24 protein-coding genes and 1 pseudogene are annotated in these 20,002 nt (G+C 43.8%); 6 read left to right on the top strand and 19 right to left on the bottom strand.

From position 1 onward, the window contains the following. Positions 1 to 16 precede the first annotated feature (16 nt). Both VZ94_RS03865 and rlmD read left to right on the top strand, forming a co-directional pair. Positions 17 to 607: a YdbL family probable chaperone protein gene (locus VZ94_RS03865; protein WP_045778237.1), complete on the top strand. Its 591-nt coding sequence runs from the start codon at positions 17 to 19 to the stop codon at positions 605 to 607. 2 nt (positions 608 to 609) lie between these two features. Further along, the gene (rlmD, locus tag VZ94_RS03860; RefSeq protein ID WP_045778236.1) at positions 610 to 1,944 is read left to right on the top strand and encodes a 23S rRNA (uracil(1939)-C(5))-methyltransferase RlmD; all 1,335 of its coding nucleotides are present in this window, start codon (positions 610 to 612) and stop codon (positions 1,942 to 1,944) included. Between the two features lie 186 nt (positions 1,945 to 2,130). Here rlmD and VZ94_RS03855 read toward each other — a convergent pair whose 3' ends face one another. The 13 genes and pseudogenes from VZ94_RS03855 to VZ94_RS03800 all read right to left on the bottom strand — a co-directional run bounded on the left by VZ94_RS03855 (position 2,131) and on the right by VZ94_RS03800 (position 11,152). Then, on the bottom strand, positions 2,131 to 3,840 hold the full coding sequence (locus tag VZ94_RS03855) for an AAA family ATPase (RefSeq protein WP_045778235.1): 1,710 nt from the start codon (positions 3,838 to 3,840) through the stop codon (positions 2,131 to 2,133). A 354-nt stretch (positions 3,841 to 4,194) separates the two neighbouring features. Continuing rightward, a complete protein-coding gene (locus tag VZ94_RS03850) occupies positions 4,195 to 4,764 on the bottom strand; it encodes a hypothetical protein (RefSeq protein WP_045778234.1) in 570 nt (189 codons plus the stop codon). Between the two features lie 44 nt (positions 4,765 to 4,808). Next, positions 4,809 to 5,177 (bottom strand): hypothetical protein, encoded by a 369-nt coding sequence (locus VZ94_RS03845; RefSeq protein WP_045778233.1) that lies wholly within the window; start codon positions 5,175 to 5,177, stop codon positions 4,809 to 4,811. Then, entirely contained in the window at positions 5,177 to 5,479 is a 303-nt protein-coding gene (locus VZ94_RS27910) for a hypothetical protein (protein WP_239649610.1), read from the bottom strand. The genes VZ94_RS03845 and VZ94_RS27910 overlap by 1 nt, the downstream gene beginning before the upstream one ends. Continuing rightward, positions 5,454 to 5,663: a hypothetical protein gene (locus VZ94_RS27905; protein WP_239649609.1), complete on the bottom strand. Its 210-nt coding sequence runs from the start codon at positions 5,661 to 5,663 to the stop codon at positions 5,454 to 5,456. Before VZ94_RS27905 ends, VZ94_RS27910 begins: the two co-directional genes overlap by 26 nt. Positions 5,664 to 5,670: 7 nt before the next feature. Further along, positions 5,671 to 5,994: a (2Fe-2S) ferredoxin domain-containing protein gene (locus tag VZ94_RS03835; protein ID WP_045778232.1), complete on the bottom strand. Its 324-nt coding sequence runs from the start codon at positions 5,992 to 5,994 to the stop codon at positions 5,671 to 5,673. Between the two features lie 33 nt (positions 5,995 to 6,027). Then, the gene (gene fdxB, locus VZ94_RS03830; RefSeq protein WP_045778231.1) at positions 6,028 to 6,336 is read right to left on the bottom strand and encodes a ferredoxin III, nif-specific; all 309 of its coding nucleotides are present in this window, start codon (positions 6,334 to 6,336) and stop codon (positions 6,028 to 6,030) included. Positions 6,337 to 6,346: 10 nt separating this feature from the next. After that, positions 6,347 to 6,562: a CCE_0567 family metalloprotein gene (locus VZ94_RS03825; RefSeq protein WP_045778230.1), complete on the bottom strand. Its 216-nt coding sequence runs from the start codon at positions 6,560 to 6,562 to the stop codon at positions 6,347 to 6,349. An 11-nt stretch (positions 6,563 to 6,573) separates the two neighbouring features. Next, positions 6,574 to 7,043 (bottom strand): annotated as a pseudogene (locus VZ94_RS03820) (NifX-associated nitrogen fixation protein). A gap of 48 nt (positions 7,044 to 7,091) precedes the next feature. After that, complete coding sequence (nifX, locus tag VZ94_RS03815; RefSeq protein WP_109867649.1) at positions 7,092 to 7,523, bottom strand: nitrogen fixation protein NifX; 432 nt, start codon at positions 7,521 to 7,523, stop codon at positions 7,092 to 7,094. A gap of 44 nt (positions 7,524 to 7,567) precedes the next feature. Beyond that, positions 7,568 to 8,965 (bottom strand): nitrogenase iron-molybdenum cofactor biosynthesis protein NifN, encoded by a 1,398-nt coding sequence (gene nifN / locus VZ94_RS03810; RefSeq protein WP_045778228.1) that lies wholly within the window; start codon positions 8,963 to 8,965, stop codon positions 7,568 to 7,570. A 9-nt stretch (positions 8,966 to 8,974) separates the two neighbouring features. Beyond that, positions 8,975 to 10,390: a nitrogenase iron-molybdenum cofactor biosynthesis protein NifE gene (gene nifE / locus VZ94_RS03805; protein WP_045778227.1), complete on the bottom strand. Its 1,416-nt coding sequence runs from the start codon at positions 10,388 to 10,390 to the stop codon at positions 8,975 to 8,977. Positions 10,391 to 10,579: 189 nt separating this feature from the next. After that, positions 10,580 to 11,152 (bottom strand): Uma2 family endonuclease, encoded by a 573-nt coding sequence (locus VZ94_RS03800; RefSeq protein WP_045778226.1) that lies wholly within the window; start codon positions 11,150 to 11,152, stop codon positions 10,580 to 10,582. Positions 11,153 to 11,415: 263 nt separating this feature from the next. Between VZ94_RS03800 and VZ94_RS26765 the strand changes: the two genes are divergently transcribed. The 4 genes from VZ94_RS26765 to VZ94_RS03790 are packed head-to-tail and all read left to right on the top strand — an operon-like array spanning position 11,416 to position 12,804. Then, positions 11,416 to 11,556: a hypothetical protein gene (locus VZ94_RS26765; RefSeq protein ID WP_204369037.1), complete on the top strand. Its 141-nt coding sequence runs from the start codon at positions 11,416 to 11,418 to the stop codon at positions 11,554 to 11,556. Further along, complete coding sequence (locus VZ94_RS26760) at positions 11,534 to 11,824, top strand: RpnC/YadD family protein (protein WP_204369036.1); 291 nt, start codon at positions 11,534 to 11,536, stop codon at positions 11,822 to 11,824. Before VZ94_RS26765 ends, VZ94_RS26760 begins: the two co-directional genes overlap by 23 nt. 16 nt (positions 11,825 to 11,840) lie before the next feature. Further along, positions 11,841 to 12,350, top strand: coding sequence for a DUF4351 domain-containing protein (locus VZ94_RS26755; protein ID WP_204369035.1), 510 nt, complete (start codon positions 11,841 to 11,843; stop codon positions 12,348 to 12,350). 40 nt (positions 12,351 to 12,390) lie between these two features. Then, the gene (locus VZ94_RS03790; RefSeq protein WP_045778225.1) at positions 12,391 to 12,804 is read left to right on the top strand and encodes a hypothetical protein; all 414 of its coding nucleotides are present in this window, start codon (positions 12,391 to 12,393) and stop codon (positions 12,802 to 12,804) included. Positions 12,805 to 12,855: 51 nt separating this feature from the next. Here VZ94_RS03790 and VZ94_RS03785 read toward each other — a convergent pair whose 3' ends face one another. From VZ94_RS03785 to VZ94_RS27900, 6 genes are all read right to left on the bottom strand, one after another. Then, positions 12,856 to 13,389 carry a hypothetical protein gene (locus tag VZ94_RS03785; RefSeq protein ID WP_045778224.1) on the bottom strand — a complete coding sequence of 178 codons (534 nt, stop codon included), beginning with the start codon at positions 13,387 to 13,389 and terminating at the stop codon, positions 12,856 to 12,858. A 34-nt stretch (positions 13,390 to 13,423) separates the two neighbouring features. Next, positions 13,424 to 13,897: a hypothetical protein gene (locus VZ94_RS03780; protein ID WP_045778223.1), complete on the bottom strand. Its 474-nt coding sequence runs from the start codon at positions 13,895 to 13,897 to the stop codon at positions 13,424 to 13,426. Positions 13,898 to 13,936: 39 nt separating this feature from the next. After that, entirely contained in the window at positions 13,937 to 16,672 is a 2,736-nt protein-coding gene (locus tag VZ94_RS03775) for a metallophosphoesterase (protein WP_045778222.1), read from the bottom strand. A gap of 125 nt (positions 16,673 to 16,797) precedes the next feature. Next, positions 16,798 to 18,444: a hypothetical protein gene (locus VZ94_RS22170; RefSeq protein ID WP_052700192.1), complete on the bottom strand. Its 1,647-nt coding sequence runs from the start codon at positions 18,442 to 18,444 to the stop codon at positions 16,798 to 16,800. Further along, positions 18,438 to 19,580 carry a putative Ig domain-containing protein gene (locus VZ94_RS03765; RefSeq protein WP_239649617.1) on the bottom strand — a complete coding sequence of 381 codons (1,143 nt, stop codon included), beginning with the start codon at positions 19,578 to 19,580 and terminating at the stop codon, positions 18,438 to 18,440. Before VZ94_RS03765 ends, VZ94_RS22170 begins: the two co-directional genes overlap by 7 nt. A gap of 223 nt (positions 19,581 to 19,803) precedes the next feature. Next, on the bottom strand, positions 19,804 to 20,002 hold a 199-nt coding region (locus VZ94_RS27900), incomplete at its 5' end, for a hypothetical protein (RefSeq protein WP_239649608.1).

Here is a 20,002-nt window from a genome sequence, read left to right as displayed (position 1 = left end):
AATTAAGGAACTCTCTATGCATAAACTTTTCTGGCTTAGCGCCGGGCTGCTCAGCGCTTGCGTGACTATTAATATTTACTTTCCCGCTGCCGCTGCTGATAAAGCCGCCGATGAAATCATACAAGATATTCAAGACTTAAAACCTAATGCACCGGCTGAAAAACCACATTCGGAAAATTCAGACGCCATGCTAAGTGCAGAGTTGCTATTAGACCGCGCCATAAGTTTGGTGATTAATAACGCTTATGCCGATGAGCCTGACTTAACGCTGGATAGCTCAGACATTAGGCAAATCCGCGCCGATTTAGAAGCACGGTTTGCTTCATTACTACCCAATTATCAACAAGGGAATATAGGCTTACAAGCTGACGGTTTGCTTGTCATAAGAAACTTATCATCGTTAAGCTTAAAAGACAAAGCCAGCTTAACCAAACTCATTAACGCCGAAAATGCTGACCGGCTTAAGCTCTATCAAGCGATTGCTAATGCTAATAACCACCCGGAATGGAGCGAACAAATCAAACAACGTTTCGCGAGTCGCTGGGCGAGTCACGCGCAATCAGGTTGGTGGTATCAAACAGCAAATGGAATCTGGAAACAAAAATAATCATGGCAAGACATAGAAAACGCAAAACCCTACCTGAAACACCGGTTAACGCCACAATTACTGCACTGACTCACGATGGTCGAGGCGTCGCGCACGTTGACGGCAAAGCTGTCTTTATCGATGAAGCCTTACCTGGGGAGCAAGTAGAATTTATCTACACCGACATCCGTAAAGATTATGCCGAAGGCCGAGTCAGCCGCATTATCGAAGCGAGTCCGCAACGCGTCACACCCGAGTGTCCGCATTATGGCGTATGCGGTGGTTGTAGCTTCCAACACGTTGCTTCCGACCAACAAATTCTTATTAAACAACACTTACTGGTTGAGCAATTTAAACGTATTGGCAAACTCGATATTCCGGAGATTTGGCAGCCATTAACCGGCCCGCATTGGGGTTATAGGCGCAAAGCACGTATGGGCGTAAAATATGTCGCCGCAAAAGACCGCGTGTTAGTGGGGTTTAGAGAAAAAAAACATCAATACTTAGCCGATATTAATACGTGTTTAGTGATGCATCCTAGCGTTGGTACGCGTTTAACCGCATTAGGCGATATGATAAAAGGCTTAAGTATACGCAGCCAAATCCCACAAATCGAAGTCGCTATCGGCGATCAGGTGACGGTGTTAGCGATACGGGTGCTTGAGCCACCAAGCGCTGACGATATAGAGCAGATGCGCGCGTTTAGTCATGAACATAATCTGCATTTGTGCCTACAAGCTAAAGGTCCAGATTCAATTGTGCCGTTACCTGGCGAACCAGAAGTAACACCTACTTATGCATTACCTGAGCACGGTATTGTCTTTAACTTTAGACCAGCGATGTTTACTCAAGTCAATTATGACATTAACCAAGCCATGATTAACCGAGTCGTTGACGCGTTAGACTTAAAGCCGACTGACCAGGTATTAGATTTATTCTGCGGTTTAGGCAATTTCACGTTACCTATTGCGAAACGTGCCGGAAAAGTCGTCGGTATTGAAGGCGATTTACCTTTAGTCAATCACGCACGCGCTAATGCAGCCGCTAACGGGATTAACAACGTCGAATTTTATGTGGCTGATTTAAGCAAAGACATTAGTCAGTATACGTGGAGTCAACAACGCTATAACAAAATACTGCTAGACCCCTCGCGCGCCGGTGCTGCCGAAGTCTTACATCATTTAGCGCACTGGCAGCCAGAACAACTGATTTATGTTTCCTGTAATCCCTCAACGTTAGCAAGAGATGCGGGCATATTAGTCCACGAGCTAGGTTTTACTTTAGTGAAAGCAGGCGTTATGGATATGTTTCCACATACCGCTCATGTTGAATCTATGGCTTGGTTTGTAAAAAATTAGTCAGCCCAATAGAAAGGTAGAAATAAAATTTAATCAGACTTGAAACTTTTTCAAGTTAGCATAATCTTATTGATGTTCGCCTGCTACGGCGATCAATCAGCCGTATTCCCCCTTTGTAACCGGCTGATTTTCTTTCCAGGCCCCGGCGTCCTTCTCCAAGCGTCGGGGCTTTCTTTTATTATACGGCTACACAGCTTCGCTACGGCTTAACTCCATCCCCCTAAACAACGAACATCGCCTAAACACATCCATACTAGGTGCTACCTGTTTATGTTGGCAATACTTGCCGACTAGTTTTGATAAGCCTTTAATATCCCGGCCGGTGGCTTCAGGAAAAGTGTGCGTCAATTGTTCGATGAGCGCAGCATCCAGATTAAGTTGAAATTGTTCGCTCATCACATGCCAAATCTTACGGCGCGCATCGGTGTCGGGTGGGTAGTATTTAATTAACGCAATGCAGCGCGACACAATGGCTTCATCAATATCGTCGATGCGGTTGGTCGTTAAGAACAATAAACCGTTGAAATATTCCAATACGCGTAAAAAGACCCCGACTACGGCGTTCATTGTCATATTGTTATCGCGGCGTTTGATATAGACATCGGCTTCATCGATGAGCATTATCGCGCCCCAACGCTGCGCGCGAGTTAATACATCTTTTAACGCTTTTTCCATTTCCGCGACGTTTAAGCCCAGCTGACCGGAATGTACGCGGTATAACGGTCGCTTGATAATTTCTGAATACACTTCGGCGGTTAAGGTTTTACCAACACCGGCAGGGCCAGCACATAAGACGGTCGTTCCCCCGGATTTACCGGCGACAATATCGTCCATTAGCACATCCATTTCTGCAGTTAATATGTCGATTAAATCGATTTGCTCTTCGCGTAAGATTAGTTTTTGTTTGAGTTCAGGTTGATATTGATAGGGCTGTATATCAGAAACATGTACCCATAAATGATGATGTAATTCTAAATGGTACATCAATAAATAACCGTGTACCGGTAATTCAGTAAACAAGCCTTTAGGAATCTCAGCTTGTGAGGCTTCAACTTCGTTTTCGACTTTGCCGTCGTAGCGTAAACTTTTTGCCGCTTTGCGCAGATATTTGGCCAAAATATCGCCTTTCGCTTCGGTTGTTAACGCTCTATCGACTAAGATGCTTTCGTCGCATACTAACCGCGCATGACCCCCATCAGTTGATAACACGACAACATCTTTACGCGCCCAATCGGTGTTGCGGTGACTTGCGGTGGGGTCTTCAGCAAAAAAACCAGTACCTTTGGCTAAAAACTGCGTCCCTGATTGGCCACACCATTGAAAATATCGAGCGCTAGTCGCATCGTAGCTGTCAATTAATTCAGGTGTTTCTTTTAAAAAGCCTTTAGCCATGAGAATTTCAGTCATGGTTTTGTCGGTAATGTCGCGGGCGCGAATAATCACCGTGACGACAGTGACTTTGCCCTTAGCGTTGGCTTTTAGTTCTAGTGTGACACGTCCGGTTTCCTCTTCACCTGCGGGCGTATAATCTAGCCGTGTTACTAAATACGCCATAGGTTTACCAGCGACATTAGCTTGAAACAACCAGCCACGCAGTGCGTTGTGAATCAAATAACGCGCTAATGCAGGCAGCAACAATTCCAAATCATCTTCGCCAAACCGCAACGTGTCATCGTTCATTGCTTGTTGCAACGTTGAGAGCTGGGCGACATGACCTTGCATGTCATGACCGTCTTGTTGGTAGAGCGATTTAAGGTAACTGAGTTCGGCCGCGCTTAACTGTTGATATAAGACTTCGGCTTTGCTACCAAAACGCAGTTGTTCGGTTAAGCGGGTTAAATTCGGGAATTCTAAGGCCATGGCCTCGGCATATTTGCGATCTAGTTGCAGTTTCATGGGAGTCCCTATCGTTTCTCTCGTTCCCACGCTCTGCGTCACTGCCCACAGTTAAGAAATTATATTTATTTTTCAATAAGATAGTTATAGGATGTGCCGACGATAGGAGGCGCATCGCAGGTAAGAACTCGACTGATGCGCTTCGTACCTCAGCGCATCCTATATCTAAACTTAATAAATTTACCGTAACACTACTGTGGGCAGTGACGCAGAGCGTGGGAACGAGAGAAACATCCGATTTTCGGAGTGCAAGGCTTGCCTTGCACAAGTTTAAACACCGCACAAAGCGAGCTTTGTACTCCAAGAAGGCTTTTTTGTTCCCACAGGCGTGGGAACGATGACAATCAAAGAAACTTACACAGCACCAACAGCCGCATCTTTAACGACAACAATGGTGTTCGCTTCAGCTTCTGCGTAACTGACTAAAGGCGATTTGGCGTTATAGGTCTTAGCGGCGTTATACGCAATGGCCACTTTGTCTTCAGCCGATTGGCCTTTTAACTCGTGCTTTTCGATATATAACTCTTCTAAGATTTCATTCCAAACCAGACCTTCTTTAAACGGTAACAGTTTAAAGACGACACCGGCTAATTCAACTTGCATGGCTTTAGCGATATTCTCGACATAAATCAGCGCAGCACAGTCCGGTGCGAAATCATCTTTATACTTTTCAACTAAGATGGGTAATAAGCTTAATGTCGGTAATAAACCATTGATGAAAACGATTTTGTCATTGGCAACGATTAATGCCGAATGAATCAATAATGCTTCAGGTGGTTTGCGGTCAGTGGTTGAGCCTTCGCGTAATGCGCCTTCGATTAACACTAAATCGCCACGGTAAGCATAAACGCCAGCCGTGCTGGTTTGGCCATTGACTAAGGTCACGGTTAATAAGCCTTTGGCTTGATAGGTGTCTAATAACATGGAGCTGCTCCAGTAATGCTAAGGTTGAGGTTGAGTTGTGAGTGTTATTGCGCCATAGGCAGTAATTTGGCTTCCGCTTTCATATTGTCGGCTTGGCCCCAGGCGGTTACGCTTTCAATAAACCATTTCTTTTTAGTAGGATGCGGTTGTGATACATCGTATTCAGCATAAAAACTACCATCGCTATTAAATTGCAAACGGCCTAAGCGGTGGCGCTTATGTTGGTCAAACCAATAACAGCACAGATTTTGTTGGCCTGTGTAAGGGTCTTTGATAAGTTCAAAGCTTGAGCCTTCATACTGCGGATACGTCACTGTCGCGCTGAGTCCTAATTTGTCGATTTCGTGTGCTAAGCGTTGGCAAACGGCTTCAGCGACGGCACGATTGCTAGCAATATAGTCGGTTAATTCCATTAGTAAGTAACTCCTTGAGCTAAGTCCATAATGACTGACGCGCCGGAGCGGTCTTCTGGGTCTAATTGTTTGATAAACGCTAATATCTCATGCGCATAACGGGATTGGTCTTGCCTAAGTTTGATAAACGCTAAGGCTTTTAACGAATACAAGTAGAACAACGCGCATTCGTTAAGATAAAAACCTTGTGCAGGGTAGTGCTCGGTTAATTGCTTAGGATTATTAACAAAACCGCCTTGGTTAGCCGCTTCTGCTAACGCTTGTAAAACTACTGCTTCAGCATCGGCTAAAACGTTTGACATGAAAATAAAACTTGTACAACGCAAAATACGTTTGCAAACAACGACTATCTAAAGCATTGGCTTCGATAAACAGCTTCTCAGCCCGCGCTTGATTAGCATGACTAGCAGCAACCGCTTCCTGTAGCAATTGGTTGACGGCTTCAGGGACGGTAGGGCTGAATAACACGCGCTCTTCAAACAACATGAGTCACCTACCAAACGTCAGCCGGCATGATTAAGTCGGCGACCGGCGTACCATTGAGCAAATGTTGCTCAATAATGGTTTTAACGTCTTCTTTTTTGACTTTGCCGTACATCACGCCTTCAGGATAAACCAACACGCTAGGTCCCATCATACAAGGGCCCATACAGCCGGTATTGGTTAAACCGATTTTTTCAAACAAATTACGCGCTTGAATTTCATTCATAAATTCGTTCATGACTTCAGCGCAGCCAGAAGCCGCACATGAGCCACGCGGATGACCTTGTGGGCGATTTTGCGTGCAAACAAACACATGTTTTTCGGGTCTTGGCATGGGGGTAGTTCCTATAGTTCAGTTGGCATTAGGTCAAGCTGCTGCTTTATGTTGATGAGTAAAACAGTCTTTTGGGCAGACTTTTGAGCAGGCTTCGCAACCTATGCAGTCCAACGCGTTTTTAATACTCATCACCATGCTGCTATCGTCTTCATCTTCGAATTCATCGTCGATGTCAGCCGCATCTAAAACGTCATATTTATCTACTAAATCAAATACATCGCGTGGACAGACTTTAAAGCAGCGGCCACAGCCTATACAGGTTTTTTGATTAATATCGGTGACATAAGAGGGCGTCCACACATCACCGCCAAAAGTCACGCCAGTTACAAAGTCTGTCATAGTCGTTCTCCTACGCACTCACCGCTGCTTGTGCGGCTTGAAAGCGTTTATTCGCTTCATCCCAGGTTTTGCAAGCGACATAAGTTTCTTGCGCAATACCTAGTAATTCACCATAGGCATCAGGGAGTCTATCTTCGATTAAATCGTGTAATTCCATGGCTTTTTCGGCGGCTAAGCGTTTGGTTTTTTTAACTTCTTTTTCTAAATCTTTAAGTTCGTCAGACATGATGGGACTCCTTAATCGGTCGCAGCTGCATTGTATTTTTCAATTAAACCGAGTGCTTTTTCGATGACTTTATCGGTTTTTTGGCATAAATCTTCTAAGCTATCAAAGCCAAAGCGGTGCGTGTCACGTAAAATTTTATCGACGACGACGAGTTTGCCGACCATGATTAAGGCGCGACCAAAGCCTCATGGCTTAAATGCACAATCGGAGCCGCCATTAGACCTGATTTTTTTTCAAGTAACGTGGCTACCGAGTTGTAATAAGCTTTTAAGCGCGCAATTGTGATTTCGTCAGGATCGCCTATTACAGGGATATTTTTCTTACGCTCTTTGGTTAACACCACTGGGTCGATAATTTTGGCTTCCGACCAGCCTGCATAGGTGTCGTAAGTGTCTATCGCGCGTAATTGCTTGATATAGTCTTTAACAATGTCGGATTGAAGATGGTTATCATCTTCAGCAACAACTAATGAACTGGACATAGATGAATCCTCGTTAGGTTTGGTTAGTTAAAATGGTTGGTGTGTTTTTTATTCATCCCAGCCTTCATCAGCCATTTGGCTGAATCGATTAGGGTCTGGGCTTTTGTGTTGATTAATCGCTTTCGCTAGCCAGCTAGACGGGCCTGCTTTGATTTCGTTTTGTAAATCCACGATTAAGTCGTTTATTCGACTGCCTTCATGAACTTTTACCGGCTGAATATTGCGTGAAATCAATTGGTTTACCGCCGAACCGCCTACTGCTTGGCAATACACGGCGGCACATCCGGCTAATAAATCCAGTTTTACCGATAACTTGTCTTCATTACCGTCTTGGCTTAATTCACCAAACTGTGCTGCTTCTAAAAATTTAGCGTTATCCATATCGACGGCATAAACCGCAAACGATTTAGCCGAGCCGAAATGTTGATTAACCGTTTCCATATCGCTGGTCGCAAACGCGATTTTTAAGGCCGTTTCCATAAATTTTTCCTGTTCCGAGTCGGGCACGATGTGCATGCGTCTTGTTAATGACATGGCTTAGCGTAGTCGTTGAGTTCGTGAGCGGGTTTTTGCGCATAAATCGAATGGTAAACGGGTATTTCCTCATGGCTGAAGTTAATCACCAGGTTGGCCAAATCGAATAATGTCTGTCTAGTCCCTTGATAACCAATCCAGGTTTTTTGATAACCACCGATAATGTCGTATAACGGAAAACCGGCGCGTAAAATCGGCACGCCTAAGCGTTGCGCGGTATCAACGGCATGAGAATTACCAATGACGAGTTGCACGTGTTTTGCTTTACCCATGATTTCCATATCTTCTAAATCGCCAATTTTGACTGCCTCAACATTGAGTTTAGCTAATTGTGGCGTATGACAACTGGTTACGGCGGCGACAACTTCAGCGCCCATGTCTTGCACTAAATCGACAAAAGCGCCTAATAAATCAGCATCGGCGGCAATCGCGACTCTAAGCTGACCAAGCATAAAATGGGTGTCTAGCATTGCATCTTGCAATTGTCGGCGCTGCCGTTCTAAGCGTTCAGGTACGGGATTACCGCTGATTTCCGCTAGCGTACACATCAGCGTATCGTTGGCTTTTAAACCGTATAAATGATCGATGAAGTAATTAGGCACACCGGTTTTTTCCGCTAACACTTCAGCCGGTTTAGCCAATGAAGGCCCAATCACGACGGTGGCAACGGCTTCACCTAAGGTTTTCATTTCTGACATCAAGGTGCCGCCAATCGTCACCGGGCTAAAATCATCTTCGGTTAAACACCCGTCTAACGAGTCGGACAAATCAGGTACAAACACCGGACGTAAACGAAATTGCTCAAAAATAGTTTGCAATGCTTCCAGGTCGCCGGGCGTTAACATATAACTGACTAAGACATTGACTTGGCGCTGCCGTGTACCAGGCACCGTGCCTGCAGTTTTGGCATCCGGCACTACCGCGCGGATGATTTCAGTTAAGGTGGCGGCATAACCGGTTTCGACGCTACCGGTAAAATCCGGCGTGTTAACGCCAACGACAGCAATATCATCGTATTCAGGATGCGCGGCGCGAAACTCGCGGATGTTTCTATGCACATCGGCACCTTGGGTTTCTGAGAGACCTGTGGTTAACACGGTGATTAACGCAGGCTTAGATTTTTCTGAAATGACGCGTATGCCTTCACGCACATTTTCATCGGCACCTAATACTGAGCTGGCTTGATCCATAGCCGTGCTTTGCAACGGTATCGGTTCACGAAAATGGCGTACAAAGAACACCTTGGCAAATGCGGTACACCCTTGTGAACCATGTAACATAGGCATGGCTCGGTTAAAGCCTAAGGTGGCTAAAGTGCCGCCAGTGGGTTGGCTGGCTTTTAACGGATTAACCGATAAGGCTTTTTTACGTTTTAAAATATCCGCCATAACTCACCTCTACGCCGCTGCTTTGGCTAATTGGTTAGCCTCAGGTTTTGCCACTCGCCACGGCATAGGCGCTCTGACCGACTCCCAAACAGGACTTTCTATGGTTAAAGCCAGTTGCCGTACCAGTTCTAACATGCCTTGATAGCCTTCGTAACCAAATTCACGCTCTTGGTTAATATCTAAGAACGGGATTTTGGCTTTTAACGCGGTGTACATATTGCGACCACCGGCGATTAAAATATCGGCTTTGTATTCACGTACGATGCGGATAAGCTCTTTCGGGCTGCCGTCGTTAATCATTAACGTGTCTTCGCCCATTAATTCACGGATACGTGCTTTATCCTCTTCGGTGGATTTATTCGTACCGGTGGCGACGACGACCATGCCTAAATCTTGTAACGCGGAAATCACCGACCAGCTTTTAACGCCACCGGTAAATAACAACACACGTTTGCCGTTTAAACGCTGTTTCCAAGGCTCTAATGCTTCTTGTATGCGTGCTTCTTCACGCGCGATTAACGCTTCGGTGCGCTCGATTAAATCGGGGTCGTTAATGACTCTGGCAAAATCACGTAAGGCCAAGCTAGTATCGGTAATGCCGTAAAAACTGCCTTCAAACCACGGCGTACCGTATTTTTGCTGTAATTTACGCGCGACATTTAACATCGCTTTAGAGCACACCATCATATTGACTTCAGCTTTATGCATGGTTTGCACTTCGCGGAAACGCGCATCACCGGATAAAGTACATAACACCCTTAAGCCTAATTCATCCAGCAAAGGCAACACATGCCAAAACTCTCCAGCAATATTGTATTCACCGACTAAATTAACATCGTGTACACGGATATTCTTAGGTGCGGTACTGGGTAACGGGTCAGGGTCTCGCGTGCCCACCACATGATTCACCATCGCATCGCCAGCAATACGGTTACCTAAATTTTTCGTCCCATAAAAGCCTGCGCTATCCACCGGTACAACCGGCACACCCCATAATTCTTGGGCCGATTTACACACCGCGTTAATGTCATCGCCGATGAGGGCAGGGACGCAGGTGTTATAAACAAACACCGCCGGTGGTGCATAGGTTTCTACCGCTTGTTTAATCGCATGGAATAAGCGCTTTTCTGCGCGTCCCATGACAATATCTTGCTCGGTTAAATCGGTCGTCATGCCGATACGGTAAAGCTCAGGCCCTGATGAACGAGTGCCTCGGTTATCCCAAGAACTACCTGCGCAAGCAATAGGGCCGTGGACGATGTGAGCAACATCAGCGATGGGCAGTAACGCGATTTGCGCGCCATCAAAGGCACAACCGCCTGCCGCCGAACCGGGTTTAGGTTTCGCACAACCGGATTTCTCCTTTTTGTTATGCTCACACGCAGGTTCGTCTAATAACGCGGCAATATCTTTTGTGGTTTTCATAACGCTGACCCCATAGCTGTTTTTGTTTTAGCTGTTTTATATAGCTAAAGCAAATGCTATGCCATCAGTCAGGTTGTTGAATTTCATTGAGTTTTGGCTTTTTTGGATTGTAGCAAACCTTACAAAAGCCTGGTGGTTTGTCGTAGAGAGGGGAGGTAAATAGCAGGCTGGAAAAGCGTGATATTCGGGCTATTGCCCGACTATGTTGCTCAGAAATTCAACCATATCCTCGTTTTGTACACGGTGATAGATGGCTTCTACGGGTAAGGTTAAATCAATAGATTCAAAATGCACTGATTCCCCCAAGAAATAATGCATTGAACGCCAATCGTCACTTTTACGGTACACCGTTATATCGACAAAATCTTGTTCAATTAACACATATTCCTGTAAGGTCGGAATGTTGATGTATTCTATTAGCTTATCTTTTTCATCTATTTTTCGGGTGGAACGGGAAATGACTTCAACCAATATGACCGGTTTTGTTTTGTAATAGTGGCTTTCATCATCTTTATGACAAATCACCATACAATCAGGGTAACGAAAGTTGCCTGTCGGTGTTTTTAGTTTCATGTTTGACGTAAAAGGCTCACAAGATGAGTTTTCTAAGTGATTGCCAAATTTCCGATAAATATTTCCAGAGATTCGATCATGATTTTCACTCACTTCCGCCATTGCATAAACGTGACCGTCAATCAGTTCATGTTTTATTTCGCTGGTGAGTTCGCCTTTTAAATAATCTTCTTCGCTAACCGAAACAATATTTTTTTACTGCCGACATAATATTACTCCAATAGTTGCTGTTATAGTGTCATTACACATAGCTAAGCTATTTTGGAGTACAAAGCTTGCTTTGTATAGGGTATAAACTTGTGCAAGGCAAGCCTTGCACTCCGAAAATCGGAGGCTTAACTACTTAACTGTGGGTAATGACGTAGGTGCGTGAACGAGACAAGAGTACATTTCCTTTTAACCAGTGTTTCCGCTACCATTATTGCTGTTTCAGCACCATGCCGCACTAGTCCATGCCTATCAACCATGACCGCTTGTTCAAAGAATTATTAACGACATTCTTCGATGATTTTGTTGCACTGTTGTTACCCGAAGTCAGCCAGTGGTTAGCGCCTGGCAGCGTTACTTTTTTTGGACAAGGAAGTTTTCACTGATATTTTGGCAGGTGACAGCCATGAAGCAGATTTAGTGGCTACCGGTCGTTTCCGTAATGAAGATGCAGTGTTTTTAATTCATATCGAAACGCAAGCGACTCGTCAGCCTCAGTTTGCTAGACGTATGTTCAAATATTTTGCCCGTCTTACTGAAAAATATGGCTTGCCGGTTTATCCAGTGGCGTTGTTATCTTATGATGCGCCTAAGACGCCAGAGCCAGAACACTACAGCGTTGCTTTTCCTGATCGTGAAGTTTTTGGCTTTTAACTTCCGGGCTATTCAGTTGAACCGTCTACATTGGCGCGATTACCTAGATTACGATAACCCGGTGGCTAGCGCGTTAATGGCCAAAATGGCGTTCGCGGCCCATGAACGACCACGCGTTAAAGCACAATGCCTGAGACTACTCGTGACATTGAAGCTAGACCCAGCCCGTAGCCGGTTTATTTCCGGTTTCATCGACACCTACTTGCGTCTGAATCAAGAGGAGTTAGCTATTTTTGAACAAGTATTAAGCACCGAAATCCCCGTTACCGAACAGGAGAGAATTATGCAATTGACAACTAGTTGGAAAGAAGAAGGTTTACAGCAAGGTCTACAGAAAGGTTTACAACAAGGTTTGCATGACGGTGAAGTCATTGCGCTTAAGCGATTATTGCACAGGCGTTTTCAAGTAATCCCGGAAGAGATTGTCGCTCGCATTGACGGCGCCTTGCCTGAGCAATTAGAGCAATGGATTGAAAACACCTTAGATGCCGCGACGTTAGACGATGTGTTTAAAACGCACTCCTAGACACCGCGTCTGAAACCGCATTCATGTTAAAGGAGGCGTTATGCCTGCAAGTATTGATAATCCTATGTTGGGCTATGCGGCGTTTGCCGGGGTAAAGTGGGTTGGCTATACCTTAGCGGCAGCGCTGATTAATAAATGCTGGGGTGTTAAGCCGTCGATTTATAAAATAGGTACGGCTAGGCTGTTAATCGGTATGGTATTCGGTGTTGGTGTTTGGGGCTTTACGATTTTAGGTGCCAGCGCTGATGATACGTTATTTATCTTCAGTTATTTTCTCTTGTTAATGCCGGTGCGGCTGCTGGAATGGCATTTGTTGTTTCGCTGGTTTTATCAACAGCCTTACGCGCAAGCAACAAAATGGTTTTGGTTATTAGGCGGTTGTGCGTGGTCTTATGTGTTGGATTTTCCCGCTGCGTTGGGATGGTTTGCCACAGCGGGGTTTTGGGTGTGTTAATGAAACCACTTAGCAACTCAATTTCCTAACTTATTGTCTTTAATGCACTTGTTATGGGTTCTGCAATTTTTTAATCAGAAAGTTGATATAGGCATCAAAGTTTTTATTATCGGGCAAAGGATAATTTTTAGAATCATACGGAATGGATTTAGGTTCTACTAAATCCTCAAATTTGTAGATGAGAAACCTGAAATAATGGCGTTGGGCTAATTCAAAACCTTGTTGGTAAATGTCTGCATAACGGCTTGTAGGGCCTGCGTTTTTAAGAAATTTAGCGAAGAAAAATAAAGCTTCAACGTAATAGTATTTGATGTGTTTTAGGTTTTCTATCGCCTTTTCATACAGTTCGGTAGCAATCGCTGTATCAGTTTCAGCAAAAGCCAAAATGAGTTGTTGCAAGCCTTGGGTATAAGGATTGACCATTACCAATTGCTTAACTAGGGTTTTATCAATAACACCGGTTTTGGCTTTAATGTAATGACAGTTTGTTATTTCAATATGGTCTTTTTCATAAAGAGAAGTGAGATACTTATCCAACGCCTCGCTATTTAAGGTGTTGCAATTAAAGTCTATTTCACAAGCCATAAAACCTGTTTTTACCAGCGATTTATAAGTTTGGTTATACTCGCCAAGATAAAATAAGCGACCACTGTAAGAGTTTGATTCGAAATTTAATTTTTCGGCAATTTTTTTCACAAAAATATGCGTCTCCCTCCATGCTATAAATGCTTAGTGCATTGCTTAATATACGTTTTTCTACAAAACCTAGGTCAGAGTAAGCTGATTTTTCAATTTCATCTTTAGGTAATATTGTATTTAACTGCTGATATGCTCCGTCAAAATCACCATCAAAATAACGTGAATAGAGAGAAATTAATTCAAAATATAATTTTTCATTGACATCTTCAGAAAAATAGCTTTTCTTGCAGTGTAGTGAGTTAATAAAATTTTGGTTGGTGCAAATGTGTGAAAAAAATGTACCTATGTCTTCTAAATAATCCAGTAATTGACTTTTTTCATAACTAAACGCATCAATATAGCTAATGCTTTTCAAAAAATTATTTTTTTGGTTATTAAATACCGTTAAAGCCACACGTTCATTTTGATAGCCTTAGATCATTAAAATGGCCAATCAAAAACCGATTATATTCAAACGCATTTTGGTAATGCTTTTGCATATTGTCGCGTTGCTGCAGCTTTTGCTCGGCAATTTGCCGACAATCGATTGCAACCGAATAATTCCGTTATTGTTTTCTATGACAGATTTTTTATCCAGTGAGTTAATAATAGCTTCCGTAATACATAAGTGATGGATGCTCTCTTTATCGCCGCTACGCATTTTTTGCCGGTTGACTTCGCTAATACGCTTTAAGTTTTCCATGTGAATACCGTCAGGGAATAGCGACAGTAGCTCAAAAATCATTTTTTCGTCTTCGCTTAAATAACGGTAAGAAAAGTGGATGGACGCGTATAAGGATTTTTTGCGCTCGATATTAGTGTCGGCATGGTTATCGAATGCGGTCATGTCGGCATCGGTTAGCTTTTGAAAAATATCTATTTCTAACTCTTGCTTTAACGCGGCAAAATCTTTGCCCCTAGGTAAGTTATCGGTGATGATTTTAATTGCTAAGGGATTGTTATCTAAAAAGGTTTCTAAGATTTCTTCTCTTAGGAGTTTTTGGTCTGATGCAGAAAGTTTTTTTTCTATGCCGCCGATAAACAGCGCCAAAGCCTCATCGGTCGTAAAGCGTCGCAGCTCATAAGCTTGCTCACAGTCCAGCCCCAAGAGTTCCCTCGATGTCACTACCACGGTGACATAATCGCAAATAAAATTTAAAAAGGCTTTAATCTGGTTAGCATCTGGCAAATGCAACAAGGTTTCGACATTATCCAGAATCAATAGCCTGTCTTTGACGTCATAATATTGTTGTATATGGGCTTTAACATCAATGGCTTGCTCCAGATTAAAGGTACTTGCGACGTTAAATTCAAACAATTTGTAATCGCTGATAAATTCGCAATCGACAAAATCAATGCCGTCGGTAAAAAAGCCTCGTTCAGCTAAAGCAACTGTTAGCTTTTTTATTGTATGGGTTTTGCCAATGCCACCGGCACCTTTTAGGGTTAAAAAGCCGTTTTTCTGATTTCTTAAGTCAGTTATTTTTTTACAGATGTTTTCTAGGTCAGTAATCCTGCCGACATAATTGCGCGTTGTTTTCGGGTCTATCGTATTAGGTAAATGGGGTTTATGGCGATGTTCTTGATAACAGCCGACCAATTTTTCGAGCCGTAAGGTTTCGCGGTTGGCAAACAACTTGTTGTCATCCGAAATAGCTAATTTTGTAAAGGCTTGAAAGATAAACGTTTCAATCTCGCTTTTTGAAAGCGCTGGAAAAACGATAGTGGGTAGCGATAAAGCGTTAAGTTCGGTAGAGTTTATCGGTTGGTCGAGAAAAATGAATAAGCCTTTGGTGTCGGTGTTAACGATATTGTCTGTCAAATCTTTTAACGGTACGGTGCGACTTTTTAAACCGTCGTCTTCGATAACGATTTTATTCTTAATGAGTTTTGACTGAATGATGAGGTAGTCATAACCGTCGAGTTCGTGCAACGTGTCGTAGCTAAGGTAAAAATAATCGACGGTGCATTTGAGTTTTTTAAAGGCTTTTTCATGCTCGCTGTAATCGTATTGCTTATCTATGGGGTTAGCGGTCAGGATGGCGATTTTATGCGCAAGTGTTGTTGCTGACGCGGGGCTGGTAGGTGGTAATGGTAAAGCCGGTGTGGATTCAGTTTTTACGGTAGGACTTTCGCAAACGGAGGGCGATGTATCGACTTGAGCTGCTGAAGTTACAATTCGGTTTTGTCGTACCGGGATAGTAAATGGAAAGCGTCCCTCGTCATCTTCATCCAGATTAACATCGGTATTTTTTGTCCAGCGATGGGATTTTTCTAAATATTTATAAAATTGGATTTTGCCTTCGCCCGTATCTAAATCTAATTTGCCGACATTAAACGAGTTTTCACTGTTTCTGGTTTCATAAGATGCCCCTGCGCCAATAATCACCGTTTTGCCTGCCGAATCATGTTGGCTCATATTGCTGGGGTCGTGCAAATGCCCTGTTAAAATTAAGTCCGCCCGTTGTTTGAGTCGATTTTGCAGGCTCACTTCACACGGATGAAAACAACTAAACGGATGATGGAAAAAAGCTAGCGTTAACGCGGTCTCGTCGGTTAGCGATTGCAGGGCGTGGTCAATTTGATAAAGGCCAAATGCGAGTTTTTGTTTGTCATCACCATTGTAGCCAGCAAATAAGTTGGAATTTAAGCCCAGCAAATTAATCGTGAAAGCTTTATTTGCAAGGGTAATGGGCTTTGCAATCAAGTAGTGCTGTTCGGGTTGGCAATCTAACCCTAGATAATCTTTAGAAAACTGATAAAAAGCTGCTAGTTTGCGCAGTAAAATAGGCTGAGCATCTGAGTCACTTAAAATTTCTGCGATTTCGTCGCTGGTATCAAACTGATACCAACTTTTTAGGTGTAATGGCTTGATTTCTGTACGATCAACATCATGATTGCCAGGCACAATGAATAATTGCTGCTTGCTTAATCCAGTGATAGTTAATAACTGCTTACAAAACTCTTCTGCTACTTGATATTCATCAGATTTTCCCGAAAACACCACGTCACCCGTAATAAAAATCAAGTCAGGGTGTATATCTTTTTTAATTAAAAGGTTATCAATTGCCTCTAGTAAAGAGCGGATAACGGTATCTTGATTAATGCTTTTGACTGTCCAATCTTGGTCTTTAGGTTTAGCGGTTAAATGTAAGTCTGATAAATGCAACCAAGTTAGAGTGTTATTCATTCTTAACCTTTCTTTAATTGGGTATTTTGCTTTGATAAATTGTTTTTAAAGGTGATTGGTTGATTCGTAATGTTAATTTTTAACGGTTATGCTTACGAGTTTTACAATCCTGTGTAGGGCATGCATCAGATAACAAAAATATCACTTTCACTTAACGTCAACTGACTACCCAACGTGACTATGGCTATAGCCGCGCCTTTGCCGCTGCCATCGGCGTCATAAGACAAGACGCCGGTGTTGGTGTCGTAAATGATGTAGTCGTTTTTATCTTGAGGTGTGTTGAGCGCAAAATGTGCGGCTTTGAGTGCGCCGGTATAGGTTAATTTGCTAAACAGTTGATTATCAAGTTTGAGACTATCAACGCCAGGGCTGAAGTCGGTGATGAGGTCGTTACTCGCTGGGTTGTTGAAAACAAAACTGTCTTTGCCCACACCGCCGGTTAAGTTATCTTGACCTAAGCCACCATTAATTGTGTCCTGGCCGCTACCGCCTTTTAGTGTGTCATTGCTGTTCAGACCTTTGATAATATCACTGCCGGCTAAACCGGCTATTTCATCGTTAGTCGCACTGCCTAGTAAGGTATTGTCGGCATCGGTTTCGGTCACGCCGTTTTGGGTAATGGCGATGGTGAGTTGTTTGCTGTCGCTGCCACTGCTATTGGTCACGGTAACTGTGACGCTCCTGACGACATCAGTACCTAGTGCTTCTAAGACATTTTTCTTGGGTATAAAGACGTAAGTTCCGGTAGTTTGGTTAACTGTTAACTTACCATAGTCGGTATCCAGGCTAGTCGTACCATCGCCATTGTCCGTGCCGCCGTCTATGCCATAGCTTAAATTGACGCCGGTGGCTTTTAATTTGCCATGCAGTTTAGTGAAATGGTCAACAAACGGGGTATCGGTATAGGCAATCGCTGCGGGCGTGTTTAGCGTAGGCAAGACATTAAGTGTAATCACGCTGTTTGCTAAACTTGTTAATGCGCCACCTTGACTACCGTCGCTAAATAGCCAGTCTATAGACACCGAATCTGGCGGCGTTGCTGAGGTATTGTTATACGCTAAGGCCGATAGTGCTTCATCAACGAGGTCTTGAGTGGCGTTGTTGTTAAAGATTATCGTTAAAGCGCCATTGGCTTGGCTGACGTTGCCGATGTTAACACCTGATAGCAATACTGCGTTGCCGTTGAAGCTTAATTTACCGCTGCCAACAAAGTGGTCGTCCGGATTATTGCCGCCATGACGCATTAATGTAACGTATGCACCTTGATAATGACCTTGAGCCGCTAATTCAGTATCATAAACATGGGCATGGCTATTAATGATAATCGCTGACGCACCGGGAATAGTGCTATTCGGTGTTGTGAAGAAACGGTCTAAACTACCGTCAGCATTAAAACGGGCTACGCTGATGATTTGTTCTTGGTTATCGGTGTTGCTAGTGCCGGCGACTAAAATTTTGCCGTCGGTTTGTAGGCTTAGCGCATAACCATAAGTATCAAGTTCGTTCCATTCGGCACTGGTTTTACCGTTGTTACCAAAACTGGTATCTAAGCTGCCATCGCTGTTATAGCGTATTAAGAGGATTTGGCTATGATTGGCTGTTGTGCTAAAGCCTGCGATTACAATCTTGCCATCGCTTTGTAGTTGCATGGCGCGCGCCGAGTCATAGCTGGGGTTCAGTGCTGTGATGAGTTTGCCGTGATTAGCGAAACTGTCATCTAATTGACCATTGCTTAAGTAACGTACAACGGCAAAAATTATTGTTACTACCATTCCAGCTTTCGCCAGCGATTAAAAATTTTGCCATCTTCTTGTAGGCTTAATGCATAAGCTCTATCATCGAATGGGGCTAAGCTGGTGGTCAGTTTGCCGGTGCCGTTAAAGCTGGTGTCTAAGCTGCCATCGCTGTTGTAACGGGCTAATGCAAACCGGATGCTGCCAAGTCCGTGGCTGGTACCGCTGACTAAGATTTTACCGTCTGTTTGTACCTGCATCGCATTGGCATTGTCTTCACTTCCGCCAAAATCGGTGCTGACTTTGCCGTCATTGCTAAAACTAGTATCTAAACTGCCATCGGCGTTATAGCGTATTAACGCAAAATCGCTGTTATTACCGTTATCGCTAGTCCCGGCGACGATAATTTTTCCGCTTGCTAGTACGCTAACGGCATAAGCATCGTCATCGCCTGTTCCAAGGCTACTGGTGACTTTACCACCAGTGCCAAAACTGGTATCCAACCGCCCATTGCTATGGTAACGAGCAAGTGCAAAATCGCTGTCATGACCATTATCACTGCTACCGACGACAATAATCTTGCCATTAGCTTGTAAGGCTAAAGCACGGCTAATATCATCAAGCTCACCAAAACTGGTCGTGGTTTTACCATCACCGGAAAACTGAGGGTCTAACTGACCGTTGTTGGTATACCTTAGTAAGATAAAATCGCTACTAGCCGCTGTTTGGCTGTATCCGGCGACTAAAATGTTACCGGTGTTCAAAGCTGCTACGGCATAAGCTGCGTCGTTATTGCGTTGGCCTAGGCTAAGTATCGGAGGGGTATTGCTTTGTGGGTTTATCGATAAGTTAAAACTGTTTTCCGCATAAAGGCCGTGGGTGTCGGTGGCAACCACTTTTATTGTTAACGGGTTAGTATCGTTAATGCCGGGTGTACCGTTAAACGTGCCTGTAAGCGATGAAAAACTCAGCCAAGATGGCAGTGCTGAGCCATTGGCTAGCGTAGCTGTTAACGTCAAATGGTCACCCGCATCGGGGTCGCTAAAACTGTTATTGGGTAAGGTGAAATTAAACGGTTGATACTGGTTGGCGGTTTGTGCGTTCAGCGTTTGGTTAACGACAGGAGATTCGTTTAAATCATTGACGTTAACGCTAAAGACTTTATCGAAGAACAAGCCGCCTTGGTCGGTGCTGCGAATCCGAATACTGTAACTGGCTTGGTTTTCAAAATTAGGCGAGTTATTGAGCAGTAATTGATTACCGCTAATGCTAAATGCCGTGTTATCCGTTGCACCGCTACCGATGACTAAGCTGTAAGTAAAGCTATTACCGCTATCAGGGTCTGTGCTGCTTAAGTTACCAATTATTGTATTCGCCGAGACGTTTTCATTGACCGTGTTAGCACTGAGCGCAATATTGGTCGGCGTTTTCGTTAAGGTTATTGACGTTAACCGAAAAGACTTTATCGAAGAACAAGCCGCCTTGATCGGTGGTGCGAATGCGTATGTTGTAACTGGCTTGGTTTTCAAAATTAGGTGAGTTGTTAATCAGTAATTGGTTACCGCTAATGGTAAATAAAGCATTATCGGTTGCACCG

The organism is Methylocucumis oryzae, from assembly GCF_000963695.1.
Classification (GTDB): Bacteria; Pseudomonadota; Gammaproteobacteria; order Methylococcales; family Methylomonadaceae; genus Methylovulum; species Methylovulum oryzae.
Note: the sequence above shows the minus strand (reverse complement) of the source record. Positions and strands in the feature narration are given on the sequence as shown.

Excerpts from the sequence above, each read along its gene's own strand:
- VZ94_RS03865 (WP_045778237.1), top strand. The coding sequence starts at position 17 with ATGCATAAACTTTTCTGGCTTAGCGCCGGGCTGCTCAGCGCTTGCGTG.
- rlmD (WP_045778236.1), top strand. The coding sequence starts at position 610 with ATGGCAAGACATAGAAAACGCAAAACCCTACCTGAAACACCGGTTAAC.
- VZ94_RS03855 (WP_045778235.1), bottom strand. The coding sequence starts at position 3,840 with ATGAAACTGCAACTAGATCGCAAATATGCCGAGGCCATGGCCTTAGAA.
- VZ94_RS03850 (WP_045778234.1), bottom strand. The coding sequence starts at position 4,764 with ATGTTATTAGACACCTATCAAGCCAAAGGCTTATTAACCGTGACCTTA.
- VZ94_RS03845 (WP_045778233.1), bottom strand. The coding sequence starts at position 5,177 with ATGGAATTAACCGACTATATTGCTAGCAATCGTGCCGTCGCTGAAGCC.
- VZ94_RS27910 (WP_239649610.1), bottom strand. The coding sequence starts at position 5,479 with ATGTCAAACGTTTTAGCCGATGCTGAAGCAGTAGTTTTACAAGCGTTA.
- VZ94_RS27905 (WP_239649609.1), bottom strand. The coding sequence starts at position 5,663 with ATGTTGTTTGAAGAGCGCGTGTTATTCAGCCCTACCGTCCCTGAAGCC.
- VZ94_RS03835 (WP_045778232.1), bottom strand. The coding sequence starts at position 5,994 with ATGCCAAGACCCGAAAAACATGTGTTTGTTTGCACGCAAAATCGCCCA.
- fdxB (WP_045778231.1), bottom strand. The coding sequence starts at position 6,336 with ATGACAGACTTTGTAACTGGCGTGACTTTTGGCGGTGATGTGTGGACG.
- VZ94_RS03825 (WP_045778230.1), bottom strand. The coding sequence starts at position 6,562 with ATGTCTGACGAACTTAAAGATTTAGAAAAAGAAGTTAAAAAAACCAAA.
- nifX (WP_109867649.1), bottom strand. The coding sequence starts at position 7,523 with ATGGAAACGGCCTTAAAAATCGCGTTTGCGACCAGCGATATGGAAACG.
- nifN (WP_045778228.1), bottom strand. The coding sequence starts at position 8,965 with ATGGCGGATATTTTAAAACGTAAAAAAGCCTTATCGGTTAATCCGTTA.
- nifE (WP_045778227.1), bottom strand. The coding sequence starts at position 10,390 with ATGAAAACCACAAAAGATATTGCCGCGTTATTAGACGAACCTGCGTGT.
- VZ94_RS26765 (WP_204369037.1), top strand. The coding sequence starts at position 11,416 with ATGCCTATCAACCATGACCGCTTGTTCAAAGAATTATTAACGACATTC.
- VZ94_RS03790 (WP_045778225.1), top strand. The coding sequence starts at position 12,391 with ATGCCTGCAAGTATTGATAATCCTATGTTGGGCTATGCGGCGTTTGCC.
- VZ94_RS03785 (WP_045778224.1), bottom strand. The coding sequence starts at position 13,389 with ATGGCTTGTGAAATAGACTTTAATTGCAACACCTTAAATAGCGAGGCG.
- VZ94_RS03775 (WP_045778222.1), bottom strand. The coding sequence starts at position 16,672 with ATGAATAACACTCTAACTTGGTTGCATTTATCAGACTTACATTTAACC.
- VZ94_RS22170 (WP_052700192.1), bottom strand. The coding sequence starts at position 18,444 with ATGGTAGTAACAATAATTTTTGCCGTTGTACGTTACTTAAGCAATGGT.